The organism is Massilia sp. NP310 (assembly GCF_019443485.1).
GTDB classification, from domain to species: domain Bacteria; phylum Pseudomonadota; class Gammaproteobacteria; order Burkholderiales; family Burkholderiaceae_D; genus Telluria; species Telluria timonae.
Map to the genome: position 1 here is coordinate 780,073 of NZ_CP080379.1, position 26,947 is coordinate 807,019.

21 protein-coding genes and 1 pseudogene are annotated in these 26,947 nt (G+C 68.2%); 4 read left to right on the top strand and 18 right to left on the bottom strand.

Going from position 1 to position 26,947, the window contains the following annotated elements; all coding sequences use genetic code 11:
- Positions 1-30: 30 nt before the first annotated feature.
- The 12 genes from KY496_RS03600 to wrbA all read right to left on the bottom strand — a co-directional run bounded on the left by KY496_RS03600 (position 31) and on the right by wrbA (position 13,695).
- Positions 31-663 (bottom strand): DUF4337 domain-containing protein, encoded by a 633-nt coding sequence (locus KY496_RS03600; protein WP_184237407.1) that lies wholly within the window; start codon positions 661-663, stop codon positions 31-33.
- Positions 663-1,160: a dihydrofolate reductase gene (locus KY496_RS03605; RefSeq protein ID WP_005670292.1), complete on the bottom strand. Its 498-nt coding sequence runs from the start codon at positions 1,158-1,160 to the stop codon at positions 663-665. Before KY496_RS03605 ends, KY496_RS03600 begins: the two co-directional genes overlap by 1 nt.
- Positions 1,157-1,951, bottom strand: coding sequence for a thymidylate synthase (locus tag KY496_RS03610; protein ID WP_184237404.1), 795 nt, complete (start codon positions 1,949-1,951; stop codon positions 1,157-1,159). The genes KY496_RS03605 and KY496_RS03610 overlap by 4 nt, the downstream gene beginning before the upstream one ends.
- Positions 1,952-1,955: 4 nt before the next feature.
- Positions 1,956-3,071, bottom strand: coding sequence for a low specificity L-threonine aldolase (locus KY496_RS03615; RefSeq protein ID WP_219863922.1), 1,116 nt, complete (start codon positions 3,069-3,071; stop codon positions 1,956-1,958).
- 82 nt (positions 3,072-3,153) lie between these two features.
- Positions 3,154-5,175, bottom strand: a complete 2,022-nt coding sequence (locus tag KY496_RS03620) for a methyl-accepting chemotaxis protein (RefSeq protein ID WP_184237398.1) — start codon at positions 5,173-5,175, stop codon at positions 3,154-3,156.
- 157 nt (positions 5,176-5,332) lie between these two features.
- On the bottom strand, positions 5,333-7,180 hold the full coding sequence (locus KY496_RS03625; protein ID WP_005670301.1) for an ABC transporter transmembrane domain-containing protein: 1,848 nt from the start codon (positions 7,178-7,180) through the stop codon (positions 5,333-5,335).
- A 42-nt stretch (positions 7,181-7,222) separates the two neighbouring features.
- Complete coding sequence (locus tag KY496_RS03630; protein WP_184237395.1) at positions 7,223-8,290, bottom strand: lipocalin-like domain-containing protein; 1,068 nt, start codon at positions 8,288-8,290, stop codon at positions 7,223-7,225.
- Positions 8,290-10,839: an FtsX-like permease family protein gene (locus tag KY496_RS03635; protein WP_219863923.1), complete on the bottom strand. Its 2,550-nt coding sequence runs from the start codon at positions 10,837-10,839 to the stop codon at positions 8,290-8,292. Before KY496_RS03635 ends, KY496_RS03630 begins: the two co-directional genes overlap by 1 nt.
- A complete protein-coding gene (locus KY496_RS03640) occupies positions 10,827-11,255 on the bottom strand; it encodes a DUF4124 domain-containing protein (RefSeq protein ID WP_219863925.1) in 429 nt (142 codons plus the stop codon). The genes KY496_RS03635 and KY496_RS03640 overlap by 13 nt, the downstream gene beginning before the upstream one ends.
- 13 nt (positions 11,256-11,268) lie before the next feature.
- Entirely contained in the window at positions 11,269-12,690 is a 1,422-nt protein-coding gene (locus KY496_RS03645) for an FAD-binding oxidoreductase (RefSeq protein WP_219863927.1), read from the bottom strand.
- On the bottom strand, positions 12,683-13,084 hold the full coding sequence (locus KY496_RS03650) for a DUF2069 domain-containing protein (RefSeq protein WP_071363037.1): 402 nt from the start codon (positions 13,082-13,084) through the stop codon (positions 12,683-12,685). The genes KY496_RS03645 and KY496_RS03650 overlap by 8 nt, the downstream gene beginning before the upstream one ends.
- Positions 13,084-13,695 (bottom strand): NAD(P)H:quinone oxidoreductase, encoded by a 612-nt coding sequence (gene wrbA, locus KY496_RS03655; RefSeq protein ID WP_184237383.1) that lies wholly within the window; start codon positions 13,693-13,695, stop codon positions 13,084-13,086. Before wrbA ends, KY496_RS03650 begins: the two co-directional genes overlap by 1 nt.
- A 71-nt stretch (positions 13,696-13,766) precedes the next feature.
- On the opposite strand from wrbA, the gene KY496_RS03660 reads away from it, so the two are divergent.
- Entirely contained in the window at positions 13,767-15,176 is a 1,410-nt protein-coding gene (locus KY496_RS03660; protein ID WP_184237380.1) for a YihY family inner membrane protein, read from the top strand.
- Positions 15,177-15,372: 196 nt separating this feature from the next.
- A pseudogene (locus KY496_RS03665) lies at positions 15,373-15,921 on the top strand (cytochrome-c peroxidase); the annotation flags it as partial.
- A gap of 25 nt (positions 15,922-15,946) precedes the next feature.
- On the opposite strand, the gene KY496_RS03670 reads toward KY496_RS03665, so the two are convergent.
- The 3 genes from KY496_RS03670 to KY496_RS03680 form a co-directional block, all read right to left on the bottom strand.
- Positions 15,947-16,981 (bottom strand): dienelactone hydrolase, encoded by a 1,035-nt coding sequence (locus KY496_RS03670; RefSeq protein WP_219863929.1) that lies wholly within the window; start codon positions 16,979-16,981, stop codon positions 15,947-15,949.
- A gap of 85 nt (positions 16,982-17,066) precedes the next feature.
- Positions 17,067-17,876: an alpha/beta fold hydrolase gene (locus KY496_RS03675; RefSeq protein WP_184237374.1), complete on the bottom strand. Its 810-nt coding sequence runs from the start codon at positions 17,874-17,876 to the stop codon at positions 17,067-17,069.
- A gap of 1 nt (position 17,877) precedes the next feature.
- Complete coding sequence (locus KY496_RS03680; RefSeq protein ID WP_219863931.1) at positions 17,878-19,188, bottom strand: O-acetylhomoserine aminocarboxypropyltransferase; 1,311 nt, start codon at positions 19,186-19,188, stop codon at positions 17,878-17,880.
- Between the two features lie 200 nt (positions 19,189-19,388).
- Between KY496_RS03680 and KY496_RS03685 the strand changes: the two genes are divergently transcribed.
- Positions 19,389-19,841 carry a CBS domain-containing protein gene (locus tag KY496_RS03685; RefSeq protein ID WP_005670324.1) on the top strand — a complete coding sequence of 151 codons (453 nt, stop codon included), beginning with the start codon at positions 19,389-19,391 and terminating at the stop codon, positions 19,839-19,841.
- Between the two features lie 59 nt (positions 19,842-19,900).
- Here the strand turns inward: KY496_RS03685 and KY496_RS03690 are convergent, their stop codons facing one another.
- Positions 19,901-22,147 carry an EAL domain-containing protein gene (locus tag KY496_RS03690; protein WP_184237368.1) on the bottom strand — a complete coding sequence of 749 codons (2,247 nt, stop codon included), beginning with the start codon at positions 22,145-22,147 and terminating at the stop codon, positions 19,901-19,903.
- A gap of 203 nt (positions 22,148-22,350) precedes the next feature.
- Here KY496_RS03690 and aroC point away from each other — a divergent pair, with 203 nt between their 5' ends.
- Positions 22,351-23,445 carry a chorismate synthase gene (gene aroC, locus KY496_RS03695; RefSeq protein ID WP_005670328.1) on the top strand — a complete coding sequence of 365 codons (1,095 nt, stop codon included), beginning with the start codon at positions 22,351-22,353 and terminating at the stop codon, positions 23,443-23,445.
- Positions 23,446-23,499: 54 nt separating this feature from the next.
- Here aroC and KY496_RS03700 read toward each other — a convergent pair whose 3' ends face one another.
- Entirely contained in the window at positions 23,500-25,017 is a 1,518-nt protein-coding gene (locus KY496_RS03700; RefSeq protein WP_219863932.1) for an HDOD domain-containing protein, read from the bottom strand.
- Complete coding sequence (locus tag KY496_RS03705; RefSeq protein WP_143054593.1) at positions 25,014-26,765, bottom strand: bifunctional diguanylate cyclase/phosphodiesterase; 1,752 nt, start codon at positions 26,763-26,765, stop codon at positions 25,014-25,016. The genes KY496_RS03700 and KY496_RS03705 overlap by 4 nt, the downstream gene beginning before the upstream one ends.
- Positions 26,766-26,947: the final 182 nt, after the last annotated feature.

Genomic DNA, 26,947 nt, shown 5'->3' on the forward strand with positions numbered 1-26,947 from the left:
TTAGCCACTGTTCCGGAAGGGTGGCGCACTCTAGTCGATTCTTCGGCCCGCGCGCCGGATGCCCTCGGTCAGCAGCGCCGCCGCCAGCGCGCCGACCAGCGGGATCGGCGACAGCGCGGTGACGCTGCCGTGCACGAAGGCGAACAGCCCCAGCGTGATGCCGAAGGCCGCCACCGCGCCGGTGAGCGTGAGCAGCCAGGTGCGGCGCGCCAGCAGCGCGACGGCGGCCAGCGAGATCGCGATCTGCTGGGCCACCGAGGCCGCGGCCCACTGGCGCTGGCGGTGCAGGGCTTCCTCGGAGCGGCGGTTCGACTCGCTCGACGCCGCTTCCCAGCGCTCGGCTTCCTTGCGGATGACGTCCTTCTCTTCGCGGTAGCGCTCGGCCTCGCCGCGGTAGCGCGCGCCGTCGACCCCGGGCAGGGTCGCGGCCAGCTCGGCCAGGTTCTGACGGCTCGACTTGGCCTGGTAGTGGCTCCAGGCATTGGCGGCGCTGGTCTTTTCCATCGCCGCCTGGGTCTTGTGCAGGCTGGCGTCGTTGTGCGACGAGGTGCCCAGGAAGGCGAACAGGGTGCCGAGCGTGGCCAGCACCGCGATCAATACCGCGACGCGGGCGGCGAATCCGTCGCCGCCGCGCGAGCCCGGTGGGCGTGCGGTTTCGCTCATCAGGCGGCCCTGCGTTCGTAGGTCACGAAGGCATAGTCGAATCCCTGCTCTTCGGCGCGGTGGGTTTCGCGCGCGGTCTCGACCCATACGTCCGGGTCGATCGGCGGGAAGAAGGCATCGCAGCGGAAGGCGTGGTCGATGTGGGTGACGATCATGGCGTCGGCGACGTTCATGGCTTCGATGAAGACCTGGGCGCCGCCGATGATGCTGGCCGGCTCGCCATCGAGCAACGCGATGGCGGCGCCCAGCGAGGCCGCGCTGTCGACGCCTTCGTGCGACCAGCCGGCATTGCGGGTGACCACGATGTTGCGGCGCTTGGGCAGCGGGCGGCCGATCGAGTCGAAGGTCTTGCGGCCCATGATGATGGGCTTGCCCAGGGTGACGCGCTTGAAGTGCGCCAGGTCTTCGGGCAGGTGCCAGGGCAGCTGGTTGTCCAGGCCGATGCCGTTGTTGGCGTCGACCGCGACCACGAGGGTCAGGCGGGGCGCGCTGTTCATACGGCCACCGGCGCCTTGATCGCGGGATGCGGATCGTAACCCGTGATCTCGAAGTCCTCGAAGCGGTAGTCGAACAGCGAGTCCGGCTTGCGCTTGATCTCGAGGCGCGGCAGCGCGCGGGTCTCGCGCGACAGCTGCAGCTCGACCTGCTCCATGTGGTTCGAATACAGGTGGCAGTCGCCGCCGGTCCAGACGAAGTCGCCCACCTCCAGGCCCGCCTGCTGCGCCATCATGTGGGTCAGGATCGCGTACGAGGCGATGTTGAAGGGCACGCCCAGGAAGATGTCGGCGCTGCGCTGGTACAGCTGGCAGGACAGCTTGCCGTCGGCCACGTAGAACTGGAACAGCGCATGGCAGGGCGGCAGCTTCATCTGCGGCACGTCGGCCACGTTCCAGGCCGAGACGATCATGCGGCGCGAGTCGGGCGTGGTGCGGATCTGGTCGAGCACCTGCGCGATCTGGTCGATGTGTTCGCCCGACGGGGTCGGCCAGTTGCGCCACTGGTAGCCATAGATCGGGCCCAGGTTGCCTTCTGCGTCGGCCCATTCGTCCCAGATGCTGACGCCGTTCTCCTTCAGGTAGGCGATATTGGTCGAGCCCTGCAGGAACCAGATCAGTTCATGGATGATCGACTTCAGGTGCACCTTCTTGGTGGTGAGGAGCGGGAAGCCTTGCTGCAGGTCGAAGCGCATCTGGTAGCCGAACACCGAGCGGGTGCCGGTGCCGGTGCGGTCGGTCTTGATGGCGCCATGCTCTTTCACATGGCGCATGAATTCGAGATATTGGCGCATTGCGTTACGGTTTCGGAGAATCTGTCATTTTAGCATTCGCCACCAGTGCCGCGGCAAACCGCCGCAGCGCTTCGCGCACCGTTTCGTCGGCCATCGACAGCAGGTTGTCGCCGACGTAGATCTCGACGACGCTCGACGCCGGCAGCGCGCCATGCACGGCGCGGTTGAACATCCAGATGCCGTGCTCGCGCGCCAGCGCATCGCGCACCGCCAGCGCGCGTTCGCGGTCCACCGGCAGGTGGACATGCAGCATATTGGATTGAGGCGCGGCGGGATTGACGCGCAGTTCGGGATGCGCGCGCAAGGCCTGGTAAAGAAAGCGGGTGCGCTCGAAATACGCGGGCATCGCCGCCAGCCGCGCGTCGAACTGCATCGCCGCCGCCACGATGTAGGGCGAGCGATGGATGACGTTGCCGCCCTGGCGCCGGAACCACTCGGCGCAGCGTTCCACGAAGGCGCGGCTGCCGAGCAGCATGGCGCCGCCCAGCCCGCCGATGCCCTTGTACAGCGAGACGTAAACGGAATCGAAGCCGGACGCGATCTCGGCGGCATCGCGGCCATAACCGGCTTGCGTCTCCCACAGGCGCGCGCCATCCATGTGCAGGTGGATGCCGCGGCTGCGGCAGTGGCGCTTGATCGCTTCCAGCTCGTCCCAGCTTGATAGCTGGCCGCCGATCTCGCGCATCGGGATTTCGAGGCCGACGGCGCCGAGGCGGTCCGGCACCGCCGCCAGGTCGGCCTCGACCCAGGGACGGTGACGGTCGCCCACGGACAGCGCCTGGAAATGGTCCAGCATCTGGTAGTTGGAACGTTCGTGAACGAAGATGTGCGAGGTCGGATGCAGGGCCACCAGGCGGCTGCCCCGGTCCGACGCCCCGAGCCGCAGCGCCGTGACCTGGGCCATGGTGCCGCTGATGCAGAACACGGCCGCCTCGAAGCCCAGCAGGGCGGCGACCTTGCGTTCGAATTCCTGGATCAGGGCGCCGTTGCCATAGACGTCGTGGTCGACGTCGTGCTCCTCGCACCAGGCGGCCATGGCGGCGAACAGTTCGGCCGGACGCCGCTGGCGATGGCCGGGGAAGATGGTGTGGCAGCGGCGCTGCAGGTCGGTGTCGGACAAAAGGGGCTCCTGGAAGGCGAGCCCGTTACTGTACACCGCGGCCGACGCGGTTCAAAGAACCGCATGGCGAGCTCTGAGAAACTCAGTTCGCGATCAGCGCGCGGCGCGCAGGGGCCGCCAGCGCGGCGGCCTCGCGTTCGTCGGCCAGGCGGAAGCGGCGCACCGAACGCGCCAGCGCGTCGGCCTGCTCGTGCATGGCCTGGGCGGCGGCGCTGGCCTCTTCGACCAGGGCCGCGTTCTGCTGGGTCACGGTGTCCATCTCGACCACCGAGCGATTGATCTCTTCGATGCCCTGCGTCTGTTCCTGGCTGGCGCTGCTGATCTCGGACATGATGTCGGTCACGCGCTGCACGCTGTCCAGCACTTCCTGCATCGTGACGCCGGCCTGGGCGACCAGCTGGCTGCCGGCATCGACTTCGCTGTTGGACGCTTCGATCAGGACCTTGATCTCCTTGGCGGCGGCGGCCGAGCGCTGGGCCAGGTTGCGCACCTCGCTCGCCACGACCGCGAAGCCGCGGCCCTGTTCGCCGGCGCGCGCCGCCTCCACGGCCGCGTTCAGCGCCAGGATATTGGTCTGGAACGCGATGCCGTCGATGACGCTGGTGATGTCCGAGATCTTGCGCGAGGCCTGGGAAATCGAGTCCATGCGCGCCACCACCTGCGACACCGTGCTGCCGCCTTTCTGGGCGACTTCGGACGCGCTGCGGGCCAACTGGTCGGCCTGGCGCGCATTGTCGGCGTTCTGGCGCACGGTCGTGGTCAGCTGGTCCATCGACGAGGCGGTGGTGGCCAGGCTGGCCGCCTGTTCCTCGGTGCGGCTGCACAGGTCGAGGTTGCCGGTCGAGATTTCCTGCGAGGCGGTGGCGATGTGCTCGGCGCCGTCGCGCACCTGGCCGACCACGCTCGAGAGGCGCGCGCCGATCTCGTTGATGGCGCCGGTGAGGCGGCCGATCTCGTCGTCGCGGCGCGCCTTGACCTGGGCGGTCAGGTCGCCGTCGGCGATGCGGGCGGCGACCGCCTGCACTTCGGCCAGCGGGCGGGTGACGGTGGCGCGCACCAGGAAGTACAGCACGCTGGCCAGCACGGCGAGCGCCGCCAGGCCGAACAGGATGAAGCGGTTGCCCAGCTCGGTCGCGGCGGCGGTGATCTCGTCGCGGTAGGTGCCGCCGGCGATGACCCAGTTCCAGTCCTTCATCTCGGAATAGGCCGCGAATTTTTCGCGTGCCTGGAGCTCGCCCGGATTCTGCCAGTCGTAGCTGATCGTGCCCTCCTTCTTCTCCAGCATTTCCTTGATGAAGGCATGGCCGTCGGCCGACTGGCTGTCGAGGATGTTCTCGCCTTCCTTGCTCGGGTGGACGATCAGGTCGCCATAGGTCTTCGGCGCCGACGACAGCACGAAGAAGTAGCCGGTCTCGCCGACCTTGACGGCGCGGATGCGCTCCTTCAGGGCGGCCACGTCGGCGGTGATGTCGACGCCGACGTAGAGCGCGCCGACCACCTTGCCGGAGGCGTCGCGCACCGGCTCGTACTGGGTGATGAACTGCTTGCCGAACAGCGTGGTCAGGCCCACGTAGTTGCGGCCGGCGCGCAGCGCCGGGTAGGCCGGCGAGGCCTTGTCGAGGGCGGTGCCGACCGCGCGCTCGCCGTTTTCCTTCTTGACCGACGTCGACACGCGCACGAAGTCTTCGCCGGACGCGGCGAAGATGGTGGCGTTGCCGCCGGTGCGTTCGGTGAAGGCGTCCGGGGCGCTGAAGTCGAGGTTGAGCGCTTGGCCGGCCACGCTCAGGGTCGGCACCTGGCGGCCGCCGATGTCGACGGTGGTCGCTTCGTCGAGCGCGAAGTCGCCCGGCAGGCCGGCGCGGAAGATGCGGCCGAAGCTGACCGCCTGGCTGCTGACGGTCTTGTTGAACAGCTCGACGGTGCTGGAGACGCCGTGCAGCTCGTTCCTCACGCTGTCGATGGCGCGCCGTTCCAGCATGCCGGAGGTCAGGACGGTGATGGTCGCGATCAGGGCGGCAATGATGGCGCCGGCCAGCAAAAAGGTGACGGCGCTGATGCGCGTGCCAACATTCCAGCTGGCTGGACTAAATTTGCGGTTGCTCATTTATAGCGAGGAAAAATAGAGGGATATAAGCCGCGATCATACCTCGCAAACTTTTCCTACCGCAATATTTAGTAAGTTTTGGAATGCTACCTGGTCGCTCTGTAACAACAGCTTGATGGATTGCTACGTGATACTACGGATTGCCCGGAGCGCCTCGTCATGCTGCCACCGGCGCATGGGTCTGGAACTGCAGCGCAGCCAGGTTGGCATACACGCCACGCAGGGCGATCAGCTCGGCGTGGGTGCCGGATTCGACGATCCGGCCTTCGTCCAGCACGATGATGCGGTCGGCCCGCTGCACGGTGGCCAGGCGGTGGGCGATGATGATGGTGGTGCGGCCGACCATCGCCGCTTCGAGCGCGCGCTGGACCAGGCGTTCGGATTCGGCGTCGAGCGCGCTGGTGGCTTCGTCCAGCAGCAGCAGCGGCGGGTTCTTGAGCAGGGCGCGCGCGATCGCGATGCGCTGGCGCTGGCCGCCCGACAGGCGCACCCCGCGCTCGCCCAGGAACGACGCGTAGCCTTGCGGCAGGCGCTCGATGAAATCGTGGGCCGCGGCCATCCTGGCCGCCGCGATCACCTCGTCGTCGCTCGCGTCCGGACGGCCGTAGCGGATGTTTTCCATGGCGTCGAGCGAGAAGATCACGGTATCTTGCGGCACGATGCCGACCGCGCCGCGCAGCGTCTGCAGCGCCAGGTCACGCACGTCCACGCCGTCGAGGCGGATGCTGCCGGCCTGCGGATCGTAGAAGCGCAGCAGCAGCTGGAACAGGGTGGTCTTGCCGGCGCCGGAAGGGCCGACCACGGCCACCGTCTCGCCGGGGCGGATCTCGAGCGCGAGATGCGACAGGGCGGCTTCGTCCAGGCGCGACGGATAGGCGAAGGTCACGTCGTCGAGCGTCACGCGGGCGCCGTTCTCGGTGCGCGCGGGCAGGTTTTTGGGTTGCAGCGGATCCTGGATCTCGGATTGCGCGCCGAGCAGTTCGAGCAGGCGTTCGGTGGCGCCGGCGGCGCGCTGGGCGTCGCCCATCACTTCCGACAGGGCGCCGACCGAACCGGCCACGATGCCGGCGTACAGGATGAACTGGCCCAGGTCGCCGCCGGTCATGGTGCCTTCGAGCACGGCGTGTGCGCCGAGCCACAGCACGAACACGATGGCGCCGAACACCAGCACGATGGCCAGCATGGTGAGCGTGGCGCGGGCGCGGATGCGGCGCATCGCGGTGCTGAAGGCGCCTTCGACTTCCCTCGAGAAGCGGCCCGATTCATGGCCCTCGCGGGTAAATGCCTGCACGGTCGGCATCGCGTTCAGGATCTCGCCGGCCACCGCCGAGGCGTCGGCGATGCGGTCCTGCGAATCGCGCGACAGCTTGCGCACGCGGCGCCCGAACAGCACGATCGGCAGCACCACCAGCACCAGCAGGCCCAGGATGATGGAGGTCAGGCGCGGGCTGGTCACGAACAGCATCACCAGGCCGCCGAAGAACAGCAGCGTGTTGCGCAGCGCCAGCGAGATGCTGGTGCCGACCACGGTCTGGATCAGGGTGGTGTCGGTGGTCAGGCGCGACAGCACTTCGCCGGTGCGGGTGGTCTCGAAGAATTCGGGGCTCTGGCGCACCACGTGGCCGTAGACGCTGCTCCTGATATCCGCGGTGACGCGCTCGCCCAGCCACGACACCATGTAGAAGCGCGCCGCGGTGGCCACCGCGAGCACCGCGGCGACGCCGAACAGGGCCAGGAAGGTGGCGTTGATGTGTTCCAGGCTGCCGCCTTCGATCGCGGCGCCGGCGGCCGCGCTGGCTGAAGCTGCGCCGAAGCCCAGGTCGATCATCTGCTTGAAGGCCGCCGGGATCGCCAGGGTGGCGCCGGCGGCGAACAGCAGCGCGATGCCGGCCAGCAGGAACTGGCGGCGATAGGGACGCAGGAAGGGGCTCAAGCCCCTGAGGGTGGCCAGGCTGCTCTTGCGGGATGATTCTGGGTCGGTCTTGCTGGTGTTACGGGTGGTCATCGTGTTTTGGCGTGTCGGTCGTTCTTGTTATCGTTATTGTTATTAAAGCTTCATGGGTTGCACATAGCCGGTCATCTCGAGGTAGCCGCGGCCCACCCGGCGGCCGTTCTGCTGGATCGTGACCGCGCCTTCCCAGTACACGGCGCCGGTCGAGCGGCGCGAGTCGAGTTCCTGGTCTTGCTGCAGCGGCACCACCTGCCAGGCCTGGCCGCCCGTGCTGATCGTGGTCGCGATCGGATACGTGGCGCCGGTGCGCGGCGACTTCCAGTGCGTCTGCGGCGCGAAGGTGATCTGCTCGGGCGCGTAGTGCAGCACCTTGCCGGCCTTGTCGCGCCGGGTGGCGTGCGCCCATAGTTTACCACCTTGGCGGTCGCGGATCTGGAAAGCCATCAGGGCGCCGCCGTCGTCGAGGTTGGCGCCGACCCAATCCCAGCCCACGGCGTCCGGCTGCAGCGCCTCGCTCGACCATTCGTGGTCGAGCCACGCGCTGCCGCTCACCTGCGTGGCCGCCATGCCGGCGCGGCCGACCGTGCCGCTCACTTCCAGGTGCGGTTCGCTGTAGTAGTAGCTCGCGTGCTGGGCGCTGGGACCCTTGCGCGAATAGCCGCCCTGGCCCTGCACCAGCACCGGCTGGGTCGGGCGCAGGCGCAGTTCGAGCGTCAGCTGGTTGGATCGGACGGTGACCCGGTAGACGCCGCCCGCATCGCGGACCATGCGCCAGTCGTCGAGTTTGAGGTCGGTGTTGCCGGGCCGCGCCCAGGCCATGCTGAAGCCCTCGCGCGCGCTGCGCTCGTCGTGCACCAGGCGGCCGACCTGGGGATCGGACAGCGCCGCGTGGCCGATCACCAGCTGGCGCGGCGCGAAATGGCTCGGGTTGGCGTTGTCGGCGCCGGTGCGGCTGCGAAAGAAGGTGACCTGGAAGCCGAGCGGGCGCTTGTCGGGCGTCTCGACCCAGCCGGTGACGTACCACCACTCGGTGCGAAACTCCGGATGGGCGCCGTAGTCGCGCGGGAACGACAGGCCGGCGCCCGGGGTGACCGGCGCATACACGGGCGCCGCGGCATGGGCAGACAGCGACAGCAAGACCAACAGGCACAGAATAAAACGCATTACCAATCCTCTCTGACCGCGCGCACCGGGCCGCCGGACAATGCCTGGCGTCCCGAGACGAGCGCGGTAGCAACCGATGCAGCGACCAGCACCGCGGCCACGCTGCCGAGCAGGGGCCAGGGCAGGTGCAAGCCCATGGTCCAGTGGAAGGACTGCGGGTTGATCACGTACACCAGGATCAGGCTGATCACCAGCCCGAGCGCGAAACCGGCGACGACGCCGAGGCCTGTCAGCAACCCGCCCTCGAAGGCGAGCAGTTGCAAGACCTGGCGCCGGGTGACGCCGACGTGGCGCAGCATACCGAATTCTCGCGCCCTTGCCAAAGTCTGGGCCGAAAAACTCGCCGCGATGCCCGACAGACCGATGGCGATCGCGATCGCCTCGAGCAGGTAAGTGACGGCGAAACTGCGGTCGAAGATCTTGAGGCTGGCGGCGCGGATGTCGCCGGGCCGCGAGATGCTCAGCGACGTCCCGAACGGCAGCGCGCGCAGGCTGCCTTCCAGCGTCGCGGCGTCCACGCCGCGCGCGCTCCACAAGGCGGCGTCGGTGACGTCGCGCTCGCCCGTCAGCCGGCGGTAGTCGTGCAGCTGGATCACCACCGAGCCGCCCTGGTTGGCATAGTCGCGCCAGGCGCCGGCGACGAAGAACTCCACCTGCGCGCCGCCCAGGGGCAGGGCCAGGCGCTGGCCGACGCGGGCGCCGTACAGGTCGAGCATCGCTTCCGACACCCAGGCCGGGCGGGCGCCGGATGGGATGGCTGCCGACTCTCCGACCAGGTACAGCAGGCGCGCCGGATCGCTGGCATCAATGTCGCGGGCGATGACGACGACCGGCGGCCGCTCGGGCGCGAGCGACACGCGCCGGGTGCGCAAGAATTGCGCTTTCTCGACGCCTGGAAGATCGATCAGCGCGGCCTGCTGCGCGCCGCTCAGGAAGCCGGCGGCGCCGGCATCGGCCGTGCGCACGTACAGGTCGGCCGGCAGGATGTGGGCCATCCAGTCGTCGACCGAGACCCGGAAGCTCGACACCATGATCCCCATCGCCACCATCAGGCTGAAGCTGGCCAGGATGCCGCCCAGGGCGATCGAGGCCTGGCCCGGCGCGTTGGCCAGGCGCGCCAGCGACAGCGCCAGCACCGCCGGACTGCGCTGGCGCCACCCGAGAGAGGCTTCGAGCGCGCGGAAGGTCAGCGCCGCGAAGCGCGGCATCAGGCCGATGCCGCCGACCAGCAGCAGGGCGATTGCCAGGTAGCCGAACAGCGGCAGCTCGAACACCGGCGGCGCGAAGGCGAACAGCGCGGCCAGCCCCAGGCACACGAGCGAGGGCCAGACCCGCGCCAGGCGCGTGAGCGGCGCCTCGTCGGCGCCGGACTTGATGGCCACCGCCGGCCGCGCGCGCGCCGCCTCCCAGGCCGGCGCCAGGCAGCCCAGCAGGGCCACGCCCAGGCCCAGCGCGAAGAACACCAGGGCGGCGCCGGGCGTGAACGCGACCTGCGGGCGAATCCCGGGGAAGTAGCCGGCGCCAAGGTCGCCGCCAAAGAAATGCAGCGCGGCGGCCGCCAGAGCGTAGCCGGCGCCGATGCCGAGCAGCGCGCCCAGCACGCCCAGGCTGCCCCCTTCGAGCAGCACCTGGCGCAGCAACTGGCCGCGTTCGAGGCCCAGCACCCGCAGCAGCGCGAACTGGCTGCGGCGGCGCATCACCGACAGCGCCTGCGTCGAAAACACGAGGAAGGCACCGGTGAACAGCGCCACCAGCGCCAGCACGGTCAGGTTGACGCGGTAGGCGCGGCTCATGTTGGCGGTGCGGCTTTCCTGGTCGGCGTCGTTCGGCTGGCCGACCGTGAAGCGGCCCGGCCAGGTGCGATCGAGCTGGGCGGCGAGATTGCGCTGGAAGGCGGCGCGGTCGACGCCGTCGCGCAATTTGAGGTCGACCCGCGACAGCTGGCCAAGCCGGTTGAGGCGCCACTGGGCGGCGCCGATGTCCATCACCGCCAGGCGCTGGCCGGCGCGGGCGCGCTGCACCGGGCCGGCCACGCGCAGGGCGACTTCGCCGGTGCCGGCGCGCAGCACCAGGGTGTCGCCGCGCCGCTTGTTCAGCCAGGCCTCGGCCGCCGGCGACAGGAACAAGGCGTCGTCGGCCAGGATGTCGAGCCGGCGGCCCTCGTCCGTCACCCCGAGCAGGTCGGGCGAGATGGCGCCGGCGCGAAACGGGTCGATGCCGACGATGCGCAGCGGAGCGTCGGCGCCCGGCACGCCGGCCTGGACCTCGAGGATGGGCGAGGCCAGCGCGACTTCTGGATGTTCGGCCAGGAAGGGGTAGACGGATTCGTCGAACAGCGGCTCACGGCCCTCTACCCGTATGTCGGCCTGGCCGGACAGGCTCTTGACGGCGGCCGAGAATTCATTGAAGGCGGCGGCGTTGATCAGGTGGATGGCGAAGCCCATCGCCACCCCGACGGCGATCGCCGCGATGGCGACCAGCGCCCGCACCGGATGCGCGCGCCACTCGCCGAGGAGCAGCCAGCGCGACAGCCGGCTCAGGCCGGGCATTCCACCGCCAGCGTCTCGGCCTGGCGCCGCGCCTTGATCCGCGCCGCCTCTTTGGCGTCGCCGCGCGTGCGCGCCAGGTCTTCCTCGAGCCACTGGCGCTGCAGGCGCAGCTTGTCGCAGCGCTTGCGCAGGGCCAGCGCTGCGCGCCGGGCGCGTTCGCCGTCGCGTTCTTCGCGCAGGGTCTGGTCAGCGCGTTGCTTGTCGATACCCATGGCCAGGTCGCGCGCGCGATCCAGGCGCGCCAGCGTTTCGGGATCGGGCGGCGGCGCGGCGCGCACGGGCAACTCCGCGCCGGCGCCGGGGCAGGGACGGTCGGCGTAGGTCACGTGCCCACTCTCCTGGCATTTGTAGATGGCGCCAGCGGCCTGGGCCTGGCACAGGATGCAGGCCGTGGCGATGGAGAGCAAGCGATGCATGCGCGACTCCTGGTCATAATATCTTCCCAGGATTCATGATGCCGAGCGGGTCGAGCGCAGTTTTGATGGCACGCATCATGCCAAGTTCGACCGGCGACTTGTAGCGCGCCAGTTCTTCGCGCTTGAGCATGCCGATGCCGTGTTCGGCCGAGATCGAGCCGCCGAGATCCACGACCAGGTCGTGCACGATGCGATTGACGTCCGCCTGGTGTTCCAGGAAGGCCGCATGCGATTCCCCGGCCGGCGGCGCCACGTTGTAGTGCAGGTTGCCGTCGCCCAGGTGGCCGAAGGTCACCGGCTGGCAGCCCGGAAACGCCTGCTGCAGCGCGGCGTCGGCGCGCGCAATGAAGTCGGGAATGCGCGACACCGCCAGCGAAATATCGTGCTTGATGTTCTTGCCGGCCGCCGCCTGCGCCAGCGGGATGTGTTCGCGCAGCCGCCACAGGTCCAGGGCCTGCTTGTGCGAGGTCGCCACCACGGCGTTGCGCGCGGTGCCGGCTTCCAGCGCCTCGCCTATGCCCGATTCCAGCAGGCCGCGGGCGTGTTCATCGGATTCATTGCTCGAGAGCTCGACCAAGGCGTATTGCGGATGCCGATCCGCGAACGGCCGCGGCAGGTCGGGAAACTGCGCCGCGACCAGGTCCAGGCAAAACGCGGACATCAGCTCGAAGCCGGTCAGCGCCGCCCCGCAGCGCGCGTGCAGCAGGCCGAGCAGATCGACGGCCTGGCGCGGTGAGTCGAGGGCGACCAGGGCGGTGAGGGCGGCGCGCGGCGCCGGGTACAGTTTCAGCACCGCCGCCGTGATCACGCCCAGCGTGCCTTCGGCGCCGATGAAGAGCTCGCGCAGCGCATAGCCGGTATTGTCCTTGCGCAGGCCGCGCAAGCCGTCCCAGATCTCGCCCTGGGCGTTGACGACTTCGAGGCCCAGGCACAGCTCGCGGGTATTGCCGTAGCGTAGGACGGCGGTGCCGCCGGCATTGGTCGACAGGTTGCCGCCGATCGTGCAGCTGCCTTCGGCCGCCAGCGACAGCGGATACAGCATCCCGGCCTCGCTCGCCGCAGCCTGCACATCGGCCAGGATGCAGCCGGCCTCGACCGTCATGGTGCGGTTCAGGGGATCGATGGCGCGGATGCGGTTCAGGCGCCGCAGCGACAGCACGATGGCCCGGCCCGAGGTGTCCGGGACGCTGCCCATGACCAGGCCGGTGCGCCCGCCTTGCGGGACGATCGGCACGCGCGCGGCGGCGCAGGCGGCGACGATGGCCGCCACTTGCGCGGTGTCGGATGGCAGGACCACCGCCAGGCCGCGTCCGTTATAGCGGCCGCGCCAGTCCGCCATGAACGGCGCCATGGCGGCCTCGTCGGTGATCACGTGGGGGTCGCCGGCGATCGCGCGGCAGCGCGCCAGCAGGGCATCGGGGCACGGCTCAGCCATGCGGCACTTTGACCTTGTCCAGCAATTCCTTGGCCAGGCGCTGCGCCTCCTTCTTGTAGGGGCGCAGGTAGAGCAGGGCGCAGAAGTAATACACCACGACCAGGGCGATCTCGCCGATGGCCATGTGGCGCGAGGCCGGGCTCTGGTCGGCCCAGGCGCGCACCACGCCTTCGGCAAAATAGATCAGGATCAGCATCGACGACCATTGCAGGGTGTACAGGTCGCGCTTGATGACGCCGCGCAGCGGCAACAACAGGGGCAAAGCCTTCAGGGCCAGCAGCCAGCTACCAGGCTGCAGGGGCGCCACGTAGGCTTCCCAGGCGACCAGCCAGCCGATCAGCCAGATCAGGCTGGCGATCGCTCCCACGTGAAAGACTTTTTTCCCTGTTCCCATCAGCGGTTTCCCTGCAGTTTCAGGGCCGCCTCTGCCAGGCGGCGACCGAGCGCTATCGCCAGCGTACGCTCTTCTTCGGTAACGGGGCGCTTGCCATCGACGCCGGCCCAGTGGGTCGCGCCGTAGGGGCTGCCGCCGCTGGCGGTGTTCATCAACTCGGGATGGGTGTAGGGCAGGCCCATCACCATCATCCCGTGGTGCAGCAAGGGGATCATCATCGACAGCAGGGTCGCTTCCTGGCCGCCGTGCAGGCTGCCGGTGGAGGCGAAGACGACGGCCGGCTTGCCGGACAGCGACCCGTTGACCCATTCGGTCGCGGTGCCGTCGAGGAAGTACTTCATGCTCGCGGCCATATTGCCGAAGCGCGTAGGCGAGCCCAGCGCCAGGGCAGCGCATTCGCGCAGGTCGTCCAGCTCGACATAGGGCGAGCCCTGGTCGGGAATCCCGGGCGCGGTCGCTTCGGCCACCGACGACACCGGCGGCACGGTGCGCAGCCGGGCCTCGGCCCCCGGCACGCTGTCGATGCCCTGGGCGATCAGTTCGGCCAGCTTGCGCGTGGCGCCATGGCGCGAATAGTAGAGGACGAGGATGCTCAGTGGGGTCATGTTCATCCTTGGTATTATAGTGCGGTTTGTTGAAATGACATGCTGGCGACGATGACGAATACGGTAAATCCAACACCATGGTGAACAAGACGGTGACCGGGGCGGTGAGTGGCGTGTCGCGCGCGAGTGGCGAGTTCGCGGGTGGCGGCGCCGAGCGCGGCCTGACCTGGCCCGAGGCGCGCGACCTGGTGCGCTTCGCCGTGCGTCGTCTGCGCGAAGAGCGCCTGCCGCAGGTGGCGGGCAGCCTGACCTTCACCACGACCCTGGCCCTGGTGCCGTTGCTCACCATCGTGCTGGCGATCTTTACCATGTTCCCGGCCTTCGGCCAGGTGCGCGAGATGATCGACGCCTGGTTCGTGCAGAACCTGATGCCCAAGGCCATCGCCAGCACCATCAGCGGCAACCTGACCCAGTTCGCCGACAAGGCCAAGGGGCTGTCGGCCCTCGGGGCGGTGGCGCTGCTGTTCACCACGGCCGCCACGATGAGCCTGATCGAGCGCGTGTTCAACCAGATCTGGAGCGTGCGCCAGCCGCGCCCGCTTCCCCAGCGCCTGCTGGTCTACTGGGCCCTGCTGACGCTGGGGCCGCTGCTGTTCGGCCTGTCGATCAGTTTCACCTCGCAACTGGTGGACGTGACCGGCGGCCTGGAGCAGGGCGCCTCCCTGCTCGGCACCCTGTTCTTCACCCTGGCCTCGGTGGCGGTCACCACCGCCGGCTACACCTTGCTGTACGTCGTGGTGCCCAACCGCAAGGTGGCCTGGCGCGACGCGTTCTGGGGCGCGCTGGCGGCGGCGATCGCCTTCGAGATCGCCAAGCGCGGCTTCGGCCTGTTCATCCGCCAGTTCCCGACCTACGCCATCATCTATGGCGCGCTGGCGGCGCTGCCATTGTTCCTGGTCTGGATCTATGTCACCTGGATGATCACGCTGGTCGGCGCGGTATTGACGGCGGCGCTGCCGGTGGTCAAGCATGAACGCTGGTGGTACCAGCCGGCGCCGGGTGGCGCCTTCGTCGACGCGATGTCGGTGCTCAAGGTGTTGTACGGCAGCGCGAAGCTGAGCGGCAATGCGCTGGTGGCGAGCAGCACGATCCGCGATCACACCCGGATCGGCTACGACGAGCTGGGCCGCCTGCTGGACCGGATGGTGACCGAGGGCTGGGTCGGCCGGGTGCAGGACGACGCCCCGGCGCGGGCCGGCTGGCGTTTCAACCGCGGCGGCAGCCAGGAGAACTGGGTGCTGCTGGCCGATCCGGCGAGCCTGCGCCTGGCCGACGTCTACCGGCTGTTCGTGTTCGACTGCGCGGCGGCGGAAGGCGCGCAGCGCGAAGAGGGCGGGCCGGACACGCCGCTGGCGCTCGACGTCGGCAACCTCGCGCGCCAGGTCGAGGAGGCGGTCGAGGCGGGGCTGGAGCAGACGCTGGCGGCGCACTTCGGCGATCCCGAAGATGCCGTGCTGGCGGACATCGAGGCGCGCGCTACCAGCTGAGCTCGCCGTCGTGACGGCGCTTTCTTGACTCACGCTATGTTTTGACGCGTTGGCCGGGCCGGCGATATTGCCTCCGGCGACACTCACGCTTAGGCTGAAGACACTGTCCGGAAATCAATACCGGGCGTGTTTTTCCAGCCAGGAGTGATGATGAACACCATGCGGATGCCAACCCCGGCGAGATGGCGCTCACGCGATATTCGGCCACGACAAGCTCACCATCGACGAGGTCACGTCCGCCATCACCGCCTTCGAGGAAACGCTGGTCACGCCCAATGCGCGCTTCGACAAGTGGCTGCAGGGGGACAAGACGGCGATCAATGCGCAGGAGTTGCGGGGCTACGAGTTGTTCAAGAGCAGCGGCTGCATCGCCTGCCACAACGGCCCGAACGTCGGCGGCGTCTCGTTCCAGAAGATGGGCCTGATCGAAGCCTGCAAGACGACCAGCACGGCCGAAGGCCGCTTTGCCGTCACCAAGCAGGACATCGACCGCTTCTATTTCAAGGTGCCGACCTTGCGCAACGTCGAGCTGACCTATCCCTATTTCCATGACGGCGCGGCCGATACCCTGGGCCAGGCCGTGGACACGATGGGCCGCCTGCAACTGGGCAGGAAGTTCAGCGAGGCCGAGATCGCCGACGTGGTCGCCTTCCTGAAGACGCTGACCGGCGAGCAGCCCCGGGTCGTGCTGCCGATCCTGCCGCCGTCGAGCGACGCGACCAAGCGGCCTCAGCCTTTCGACTGAGTGGGCAGCTGGGTTGGCGTTCTGGTCAAAGCGAAGCCGGGGTGGCTTTCAGATGCTGGTCGAAGAATTCGATGACGCTGGCGTTCATGCGCGCATGGAAGGCTGGCCGGTCGAATCCCTCGCCATCGTCGCACAGCGCCGGTGGTCCCAGGACGCCGCACGGCACCAGGAATGAAAAATGTCCGGCCCCGGGAACCGAGTGGAATTGTGCGCGCTCGCCCAGCGCATCGCGCAGCGGCTTGCTGTTGCTGGCATAGCTGACGAGCCGATCCTGCTCGCCACTCCACAGCTGGACGGGCACGCGGACGTCCCGCAAGGCATCCGGTCCCATCAGGAAGCCCAGGCCGGGCGCCGCCACGACCAGGGCCTTGATTCGTGGATCATGGGAATAGTTGTTGCCCAGTTGCGCTGCCTCGGGGTCCAGCAGCGGAGAGTGCCCGTCCCGGAACAGCTGGCAAACGAACTCGGGCGTCTCGGCGCAATGGTGTGCAATCTGGCGCAGGTCCGGCCGGGCGCCGGCGGAGGCCAGCAACGTGGCGCCGCCCGCGGAGAACCCATACGCCCCGATCCGGCCCGGGTCGATGGCTGCGCTGCCTCTCCACCTCGTGAACAGATGGTCGATGGCGATGCCGACCTGCCTGGTGCGTCCGCTGATCCAGGGCACGGTGCCGGCAGCGCTCTGGTCGATGTGATTGTCGCCGGGGTGCATGGGCGCCGCGACGACGTAGCCGGCATCGGACAGCGCGAGCGCCAGGTCTGCGTGGCTGCCCGGACCGCCGGCATTTCCGTGTGAAATCACCACCAGCGGCAAGTTCCGTCCTGATACCGGCGCATCGCGCGCCACTGCCATCAGCCTGAGGCCGAGCCAGGTGGTCGGCCAGGCGCGCGCTTCGGTCGGATACCAGATGGCGACCGCGAATGCCTGGCCATCGGTGTCGTTCACGCGGACCAGATCGAATCCAACGGGGCGCTCGGCGCGCAAGGCGGTCCCGACCAGGACGATGCCGAACGCAGTGGCCCCGGCGAGCAAGACGATCGACAGGCGGCGAATCCATTTCATCGTCATTTTCCGAATAGGAAAGAATCGCCTTGTATTGCCCCTAAAAACAGGAAAAGAACATCCTCCGGAAATAAATTTTCCCTTGTTATCGGCTCATTGCAACAAAGCCGAGCAAGGCGTCGAGCACCGCATCCGGCGCTTCGCTCATCATCGCGTGGCCGGCGTCGACGGTGACGATCTTGCCGTGCCGGAGCGCACCGGTCAGCAGCTTCGTCGAGCGCGGCGGCGTCATCATGTCCTTCATGCCCTGCACGAACAGCGTCGGACAGGCAACCGAGGCGGCGGCAGTCTCGCCATTCGCATACGCATTGCAGGCGGCGAAATCCGTATGGAACAGCTGCGGCGCGCCGCGCGCCGCCATGCGCTGCATCAGGCGCCGCGCCGTGTTGATCACGGAGATGCCCGGACCGGCGGTCGAGGGGCCGGGCAACCAGGAGGCATGCGACCAGGCGGCGACCATGTCGATGGCCGCGTCCTGTTCGGTGCGCGCGGCTTCCAGCAGCGCGTCCGATACCCGCATCGGGTAGGTGGCGCCCAGCAGGACCAGGCCGCTCACGCGCTCTGGCGCGCGGTGGGTCGCCTCCAGGGCGATGAGCGAGCCCATGCTGTGCCCGGCCAGGACGGCGCGCTCCACGCCGGCCGCGGCAAGCAAAGCCAGGATCCAGCCCGCCATCGCTTCGACGCGCTGCAAGGGCGGGCCGCTGCTGCGGCCGTGCCCCGGCAGATCCGGCGCCAGCACCGCGTAGCCGCGATGGGCGAGGGCGCGGCTCTGCAGGGCCCAGACGGAATGGTCGTTCTGCGCGCCGTGAAGCAGCACGACGGCCGGCTGGCCTGGGTCGAATGCCTTGCCGCCGGTGTAGCAATAGGCCTGATGACCATGAACGTCGAGCAGCATCTCAGGCCCCCTTCGCGGCCAGCTTCAGGCCGCGCTTCAAGTCGTCGATCAGGTCGTCCGGGTCTTCCAGCCCGATCGACAGGCGCAACGTGCCTTCAGTGACCCCGCTGGCCGCCAGGTGCTCGGCCGGCACCCGGAAATGGGTGGTCGATGCCGGATGAATGACGAGCGACCTGGCGTCGCCCACGTTCGCCAGATGCGAGAACACCTGCAAGCCGTCGGCGAAACGGCGGCCGGCCGCGCGGTCGCCTTTCAGCTCGAAGGTGAAGACCGCGCCGCAGCCTTTCGGCAGGATACGCTGCGCCAGCGCATGGTCCGGGTGGCTGTCCTGCTCCGGATAGGACACCGACGCCACCATCGGCTGCGCGGCGAGGAACTCGACCACGCGCCGGGTATTGGCGACGTGGCGCTCCATGCGCAGGCCGAGCGTCTCGACGCCCTGCAGGATGGCGAAGGCGTTGTGCGGGCTCATTGCGGCGCCGAAGTCGCGCAAGCCTTCGCGCCGCGCGCGCAGGGCGAAGGCGCCGACGGTCGACTCGTCGCTGAACACCATGCCATGAAAGCCGTCATATGGCTCGCACAGGGTGGCGAAGCGGCCGCTCCGTTCATGCGCGGCCTGCCAGTCGAAGGTGCCGCCATCGACCAGCAGGCCGCCGATCGCGGTGCCGTGGCCGCACAGGAACCTGGTGGCCGAGTGGAACAGCAGGTCGGCGCCCAGCTCGAAGGGGCGCTGCAGGTAAGGGGTGGTGAAGGTCGCATCGACCATCAGCGGCAGGTCGTGCGCGTGCCCGAGCCCCGCGATCGCCGGGATGTCGAGCACGTCCAGGCCCGGATTGCCCAGCGTTTCGCCGAACAGCAGCTTGGTCGATGGCTTGATCGCGGCGCGCCAGGCATCGAGGTCGCGCGGGTCGACGAAAGTGGTCTCGACGCCGAACCTGCGCAGGGTATGGGCCAGCAGGTTGTGCGAACCGCCGTACAGCGCGCGCGAGGCCACGATATGGTCGCCGGCGCCCACCAGCGTGCTCAATCCCAGGTGCATGGCCGCCTGGCCGCTGGCGGTGGCGATGCCAGCCACGCCGCCTTCGAGCGCCGCGATGCGCTCTTCGAGCACCGCATTGGTCGGATTCGAGATGCGCGAATACACATGGCCGCTCTGTTCCATATTGAACAGCGCCGCGCCATGCTCGGAGTCGCGGAAGGCGAACGAGGACGTGAAATGGATCGGCGTGGCGCGCGCGCCGGTGGCGGGATCGGGTGCGCTGCCCGCGTGCAGGGACAGGGTGTCGAAACCGGGAGGTCGGGGAGCGCTCATGCTGGACTCGTATCAAAGGGATGGCGCATCCTAGCAGTTATGGGTCTTTGCGCAATCTGCGCTGCACCATCTTGTCACTGAGCGCGCACCATGATGCAGCGCAACGCTGGATTTTTTGGCGGGCATAGGCTACAGTCGGTGTTATGCCTTATACAAATTTATCCAGTATCAGCAATATTGACGAAGCGGGGGTGGCGAACATGAAAGTTTCGGAAATCCTGCAAGTGAAGGGCAATATCCTGTACACCGTGACGCCTGACCAGCCGCTGGTCGACGCGGTGACCACGATGTCCGAGAACGATATCGGTTCGCTGGTGGTGATGGAGTACGGCGACCTGGTCGGGATGCTGACCTTCCGCGAAGTGCTCAAGGCGCTGCACGCGAACGGCGGCTCGGTCGGCGCCGGCACCGTGCGCCGCCACATGGACGACAGCCCGATCACCGTGACCCCGGACACCGAAGTCAACGAGGTGCGCCGCATCATGCTCGAAAAGCATGCGCGCTACCTGCCGGTGATGGACGCCCGCACCCTGCTGGGCGTGATCTCGTTCTACGACGTCGCGCGCGCCGTGCTCGAAGCGCAAAGCTTCGAGAACCGCATGCTCAAGGCGTATATCCGCGATTGGCCGGCGGAGCAGAACGCGCCGGATTGAACCTCCGCGGGAATGACGCTGGTTTGATGTATCGATGACGATGCCGATCGCGGCATCGTTCACGCCGCGCGCGTCATCGGATTCCCCGCCAGCCACTCCAGCAACCCTTCCGGCGACAGCGGCCGCGCATACAGGAAGCCCTGCGCCAGCGGGCAGCCGAGCTGGCGCAGGATCTGCGCCTGGCGCTCGTCCTCGACTCCTTCGGCGATCACCGACAATCCCAGGTTGCGGCCCAGCTGCACCACCATCTGGGCGATGCTGCTGCCGCGCGCCGATCCGGTGATCTCGGTGACGAAGGTGCGGTCGATCTTGAGCCGGTCCACCTGCAGGCGCTGCAGATGCGAGAGCGACGAGAAGCCGGTGCCGAAATCGTCGATCGCGATCGACACGCCGGTGCGCTTGACCTGGGCCAGCTTCTCGACCAGCAGCGCCGGCTCTTCCATCGCCATCGATTCCGTGATCTCCAGCTCGATGTAGTCGGGCGGCGCGCCGGTGTCGGCCAGCGCGCGCTGCAGCATGTCGACGAAGTGCGGATGCCGGAACTGCACCTGCGAGACGTTCACCGACATCGTGAACTCGCGGTGACCCGCCGCGCGCAGGCGCATCAGTTCGGCGCAGGCCTGGCGCAGCACCCATTCGCCGATCTCGACGATCAGGCCCGAATATTCCGCGATCGGGATGAAGCGGTCGGGCGGCACCAGGCGGCCGTCATCCAGGCGCCAGCGCAGCAGCGCCTCGGCGCCGAACGGGCGGTTGGTGGCGAGGTCGACTTGGGGTTGGTAGTGCAGGAACAGCTGGCCGCGCTGGAAGCCGCTGCGCAGCGCGTGCATCATGCGCACGCGCTCGCGGATCTCGACGCCCATGCTGCGCGAAAAATAGAAGTGGCCGGCGCGCTGCTGCGACTTGGCGCGCTTGAGCGCGATGTCGGCGTCCTTCAGGGCGTCGGCGCCGCTGCCGTCGTGTTCCGGCAGGCGCACCAGGCCAAGGGTGGCGGACACCAGCACGTCCTGGCCGTCGATGCGGAACGATTCGCGGAACAGGGCCTGGATCTGGACCGGCTGCACCGCGTCGGCGTCGCCCAGCACGCAGAAGATGTCGCCGCCGATGCGGCCGATCTCCAGGCCAGGGGCCAGACGCGATGTCAGGCGCTGGCCGACCGCCACCAGCAGCAGGTCGCCGAAATGGTGGCCGAGGGCGTCGTTGGTTTCGGCAAAATGGTCGAGGTCGACCAGGGCCAGCACCGCGCCCGCGCGGCCCGGGCCGGCCAGGATGGCCTCGAGCAGCTCGACCATGCGGGTGCGGTTCGGCAGGCCGGTAAGCGGATCGTGGAACGCCGACTTGTTCAGGCTGGTGACCAGCTCGCAGTTGTCGAGGCATACCGCCACCATGCCGCAGAACACCTTCAGCAAGCGCCGCTCGACCTCGTCCATCGGCCGCTCGAGCGGGATGCAGGCCGCGAAATCGCGTCCGGCCTTGCCCGGGAAGTACATATTCAGCAGGCCGTCCTCGGCGCCGCACTGGCGCTGGAGCAGGGTGCGCTCGGCGGCGACCGCGAAATGGCCGGTCAATTCGCGGCCGTCGAGGTTGCGGCAGGCGCCGGCGGCGGCCACCGCGCGCAGGGTCTCGGGGCGGCCATGGCCGCTGTCGCGCGTGCACAGCACGCCCTCGGGCGGCTGGCCGACCAAGCGCCCGGCCTGGGCCAGGATGCCGGCCGCCACGTCGCGCACGCCGTGCAGGGTCATCAGCTCGGCGCAGGCGGAGACGATGTGTTCCATGCCGATGCGGTTGGCCTCGAGCGCGCGGATCTGCTGGTAAGAGCGGATCGCGGCCGCCACCGTCGTATACAGCTTGGTGCGGGTCAGCTCGGACTTGGTGCGGTAATCGTTGATGTCGTAGCCGCGGATGGCTTCCATCTCGGGCGCATAGCCGGGCTGGCCGGTGCGCAGGATGATGCGCACGTCGTGCAGGCCCAGCTCGTCGCGGATGCGGCGCACCAGCAGCAGGCCGGCGTCGGCCCTTTCCATCACCACGTCCAGCAGGATGACGGCGATATCGTGTTCACGCGCCAGCAGGTCGAAGGCTTCGCTGGCGGAATAAGCGTGCAGGAAGACCAGCGGGCGGCCCTGCATCTCGACGTTGCCGAGAGCAAAGGTGGTGGTCGAGTGCACGTCGGCATCGTCGTCGACCACCAGGATCCGCCATGCTGGACTCGGGGATGCGGCGGCGGCGGCTTCGTCGGCAAAGACGAGGTCGTCGGTAACGCTGTCATCCTTCAGTGGTCCTGATGGCGTAATCGATGCGGGCATGTGCTACGTCTCCAGGTTGGCTCGGCATGGATAACTTCAGTATATATGCAATTGTAAAAAGGAAAGAGCCCGTTCCGGGGCTGTTAGCGAAAAATATATCCATGAGGAAACATATTTGCGACAGTCGATCGTTCGATGTTCGTTTCTGCTTGCCAGACGGCCTGTTAAAATGGTAATTCGATCAATCCGAACTCATCATTACCATGTCCGGCAATACATTTGGCAAGCTGTTTTCCGTCACCACCTTCGGCGAATCGCATGGTCCCGCGATCGGCTGCGTCATCGACGGCTGCCCGCCCGGCATGACCCTGAGCGAGGCCGACATCCAACCGGAGCTCGACCGCCGCAAGCCCGGCACCTCGCGCCACGTCACCCAGCGCCAGGAGGCGGACCGGGTCGAGATCCTGTCCGGGGTCTACCAGGGCGTCACCACCGGCACGCCGATCGCGCTCCTGATCCGCAATGAAGACCAGCGCAGCAAGGACTACGGCAATATCGCCGAAAGCTTCCGCCCCGGCCATGCCGACTACACCTACTGGCATAAATACGGCGTGCGCGACCCGCGTGGCGGCGGCCGTTCGTCGGCGCGCCTGACCGCGCCGGTGGTCGGCGCCGGCGCCGTGGCCAAGAAGTGGCTGCGCGAGAAGTACGGCACCGAAGTCATGGGATACATGCGCGCACTCGGCGATATCGCCGTGCCGTTCGAGGGGTGGGAACACGTGCACGCCAATCCCTTCTTCGCCGCCACCGGCGACGCGGCCCTGCTGCAGCGCATGGAGGATGCGATGGACCAGCTGCGCCGCGACGGCGACTCGATCGGCGCGCGCATCGACGTGGTGGCCACCAGGGTGCCGGTGGGCCTGGGCCAGCCGATCTACGACAAGCTCGATGCCGACATCGCGTATGCGATGATGGGGATTAACGCGGTCAAGGGCGTGGAAATCGGCGCCGGCTTCGCCTCGGTGGCGCAGCGCGGCTCGGAGCATGGCGACGAGCTGACCCTCGAGGGCTTCGTCGGCAACCACGCGGGCGGCGTGCTGGGCGGGATCTCGACCGGCCAGGACATCACGGCGTCGCTGGCGATCAAGCCGACGTCCTCGATCCGGGTGCCGCGCCGCTCGATCGACAAGGCCGGCAATCCGGCGACGGTCGAGACCTTCGGCCGCCACGACCCCTGCGTGGGCATCCGCGCGACGCCGATCGCGGAAGCGATGCTGGCGCTGGTGCTGATCGACCACGCGCTGATGAACCGGGCGCAGTGCGGCGACGTGCAGGTCGCCACGCCAAAATTGACATGAGCGGGGTGGGTTGGTCGGCTGCGCCGTCCAACCCCGCCATGTCGCGCGGCCGCGTCAGACGCGGGTGACGATCGCTTCCATCTGATGCCGCCGCTCGACCGTGCGCACCACCAGCGCGCGCAGGTCGTTCAGCAGCGAGAACTCGGTCTGGCTCAGGATCACCTGCGGGAAGGTGCCGTCCCAGTCGCCATAGATGAAGCCCGCCGGCTGCCCGTGGGCCGACAGGGGAATGATCACGAAGCAGCGCGCCTCGGCCAGCGTGCCTTTCCACCAGCCCGGCAGCTTGGTCGCGAACTTGGTGTCGTGCGCGTTCTCGATGAAGATCACGCGGTCGCTCCCCAGCGCGGCGTGGAACACGTTCGGCTCGTAGACGTCGTCGAACGCCAGTTTCGGCAGCATCGCCTTGACGTCCTCGCCCAGCCCCAGGCGCGCCGAGTAGCGGCCTTCGCGCCGGTTGCGAAGAAAAGCGAATGAGCGCGTGAACGACAGGCCCTCGTGCATCGTCTCGAGGGCCATCGAGATCATCTGGCCGGCGGTGGCGGTGGCGCCGGCGTCGCGCATGTCGGCCACGCCGCTCATCAGGACCTTGTTGCCGGCAATGCGCTTCCTGGTGGCCGCGGCCTGTTGCGCGCGTTTTTCGGCCGGCTTGGCCAGCGGCGCGATCGACAGGTCGGACGCGGCTTCCACCTTGGCCTTGTCGATCGAGGCCAGGATGCCGCTCGCCGGCAGGCCCAGCATCGGGGCGAAGCGCTCGGCCAGTTGCGCGACCTTTTCGGCGCCGGCCGCGTCGTCGGCCCACAGGGCGTCGGCGGCCTGGGTCGACATGCTGCCCAGCGCGGCCAGCCAGTCCTCGTGGGCGAAGCCTTCGAAGCGCTCGCCCGGCTCGACCCGGCGCATGCCGGCCACCAGGTTGCGCGGCAGGCCCCAATGGGCGGCGGTGGCGCGGCCGACTTCTTCCAGCGACAGGCCGAGCACTTCCCGGGCGGCGTTCTCTTCGCGGCCTTCGCCGGCCGCTTCACGCATCCTGGTCCAGCGCTCCGGCATGTAGAAGGTCAGCATCATGCGGCCCAGCGAGTGCAGGATCGAGCACACCACGGCTTCTTCCGGGTCGCGCGAGCGGGCGTCGGCCGCCAGTTGCTGCGCCACCATCCCGGCCAGCACCGCCTTTTCCATCTCGACGTGGGCGGCCTCGGTGTCCGGGCTGCTGCGGCTCAGCTCCTCGATCAGCTTGAGGCCGAGCGCCAGGTGGCCGATCGACTCGGTGCCCAGCACCAGCACCGCCTTGGAGATGGTGTTGACGTGCTGGCCGAAGGCCGCATACATGCTGCTGTTGGCCAGGCGCAGCACCTTCTGGGTCAGCACCGGGTCGGACAGCACCGTCTGCGTCATCGAGAAGTCGCGCTCGTCCTCGCCGCGCATCGAGGCCAGGATGGCGCTGATGGCCTTGGTAAAGCCCGGCATGTCGCCCTGGCGCCGGATGCGCTCCCACAGCAGGGCGAGGGTGGCTTGCGACTTCGCCGAGTGCGGGCTGGTGGCCGGCGCAGTGGCCGTGATGCTGGCTTGTGTGGTCATGATTTTCCTGTCCGGTGGTCGGCCGGCAGAAGAGCGGTATAGAGATTTTCCTTGAGCGCCGTGACGGCCACGTTGGCCGGCATCGGCTTGCCCGTCAGGTAGCCCTGGACGTAATGGCAGCCCTGGTCGTCGAGCCAGGCCAGCTGCTCCTGGGTTTCGACGCCTTCGGCCACCACCGACAGGGAGAGGTGGCCGGCCAGGTCGAGTATCGCGTTGCAGATGGCGGCGTCCTTGTTCGACGCCGGCAGGTCCTTCACGAAGGCGCGGTCGATCTTGAGCACCGAGATCGGGAAGCGCTTGAGGTAGGCCAGCGACGAATAGCCGGTGCCGAAATCGTCGATCGCGATGCGCGCATGGCGCTCCACCATGCGCGCCAGGATGTCCTCGGCGTGCGCGGGGTCGACCATCAGGGTGCCTTCGGTGATCTCGAGCACCAGCTGGCGGCCGTCGAGGCCGGACAGCGCCAGGGCGTCGTCCAGCACCGTCAGGAAGCGGTCGCTGCGGAACTGGCGCGGGCTGATGTTCACCGAGATGTACAGCTCGCGCCCGGCCACTTCCTGGAACTGGCGGATCTGCATGCAGGCCGCCTTCAGGGCCCAGGCCCCGAGCAGGTTGATCAGGCCGTTGTTCTCGGCGATCGGGATGAAGCGCACCGGCGGCACCATGCCGAGGGTCGGGTGCTTCCAGCGCATCAGGGTCTCGAAGCCCTCGATGATGCGGCTCTTGGCGTTCACGATCGGCTGGTAATACAGCAGGAACTCGCCCTCGCGCACCGCGTTGAACATGGCCGCCTCGAGCGAGATGTCGTGCTGCGGCGGGCCCTGGTCGCCGGGGCTGTAGACCACGGCGCGGCCCTTGCCGGTTTCCTTGGCGCGCGACAGGGCGGCGTCGGCCAATGTCACCAGGCGCACCTCGTCTTCGGCGTGGTCCGGGTAGACCGCCACGCCGATCGAGGCGCCCAGGTAGATCGTGTGGCCGCCGGCCTCGAACGGCGACTGCAGGGTCGCCATCAGGCGTCCCGTGACGAGCTTGATCTGCGGCTCGGTGAAGGTCCCCGGCAGCACCGCCACGAATTCGTCGCCGCCGACCCGGGCCAGGGTGTCGCTGTCGCGCAGGGTGCGGCGCAGGCGCGCGGCCGCCATCTGCAGCACGGTGTCGCCCAGCGGGTGGCCCAGGCCGTCGTTGACCTTTTTAAAACCGTCCAGGCCAATGGCGGCGACCGAGAAGCCGTGGCCCGAGCGGCGCGCGTTGGCGATCACCATCCGGATCCGGTCCGACAGCAGCACCCGGTTGGGCAGTTCGGTCAGGGCGTCGTGGGTCGCCATGTGGCGCAGGCGTTCTTCGGTCGCATGCTGGACCGACATGTCGCGGCCGATCACCAGCAGCGGGGCGGCGTCGCCGGTCGCCAGGCGCGCGATCCTGAGTTCGAACCAGATGTCGCGCTCGCCCGAGCGGAAGCGGGTCTCGACCAGCACCGCATCAAAGCCCGCGGCGGCGCCGGCCAGCGCATTGCGCAGCGCCGGCTGGTCGATCTCGTGCGCCAGCGACAGCAGCGAACAGCCGGCTTCGAAGCCCGACAGCTGCTTCGCGCGCGTGCCGGCCGCGTGGATCGCGCCATCGGGCGCGACGCGGAACACGGCGTCGCCGGCCGTCTCCAGCAAGCCGTCGAGCAGCGCCGCGGGCAGCGCCGCGGTGTGCACATGAGCGGCCGGCTGGGGCGGGGGCACGGCGGAGGAACTGGTGTGCATGTTGTCCAGGAGCTTTCTTGCTTTATCGTTGCGGCACGTGCACGTCATGCCGATGTCACATGTGAATCCGTGCAAGTCTACCAAATCAGGGATGACTCTATCACTGAAAAATTCCGCAAAGCATTAGAAAGCACAAGTCATGCGGTGATTTCATCCTTATCGGGTCTGAGCGGCCTGCTTGC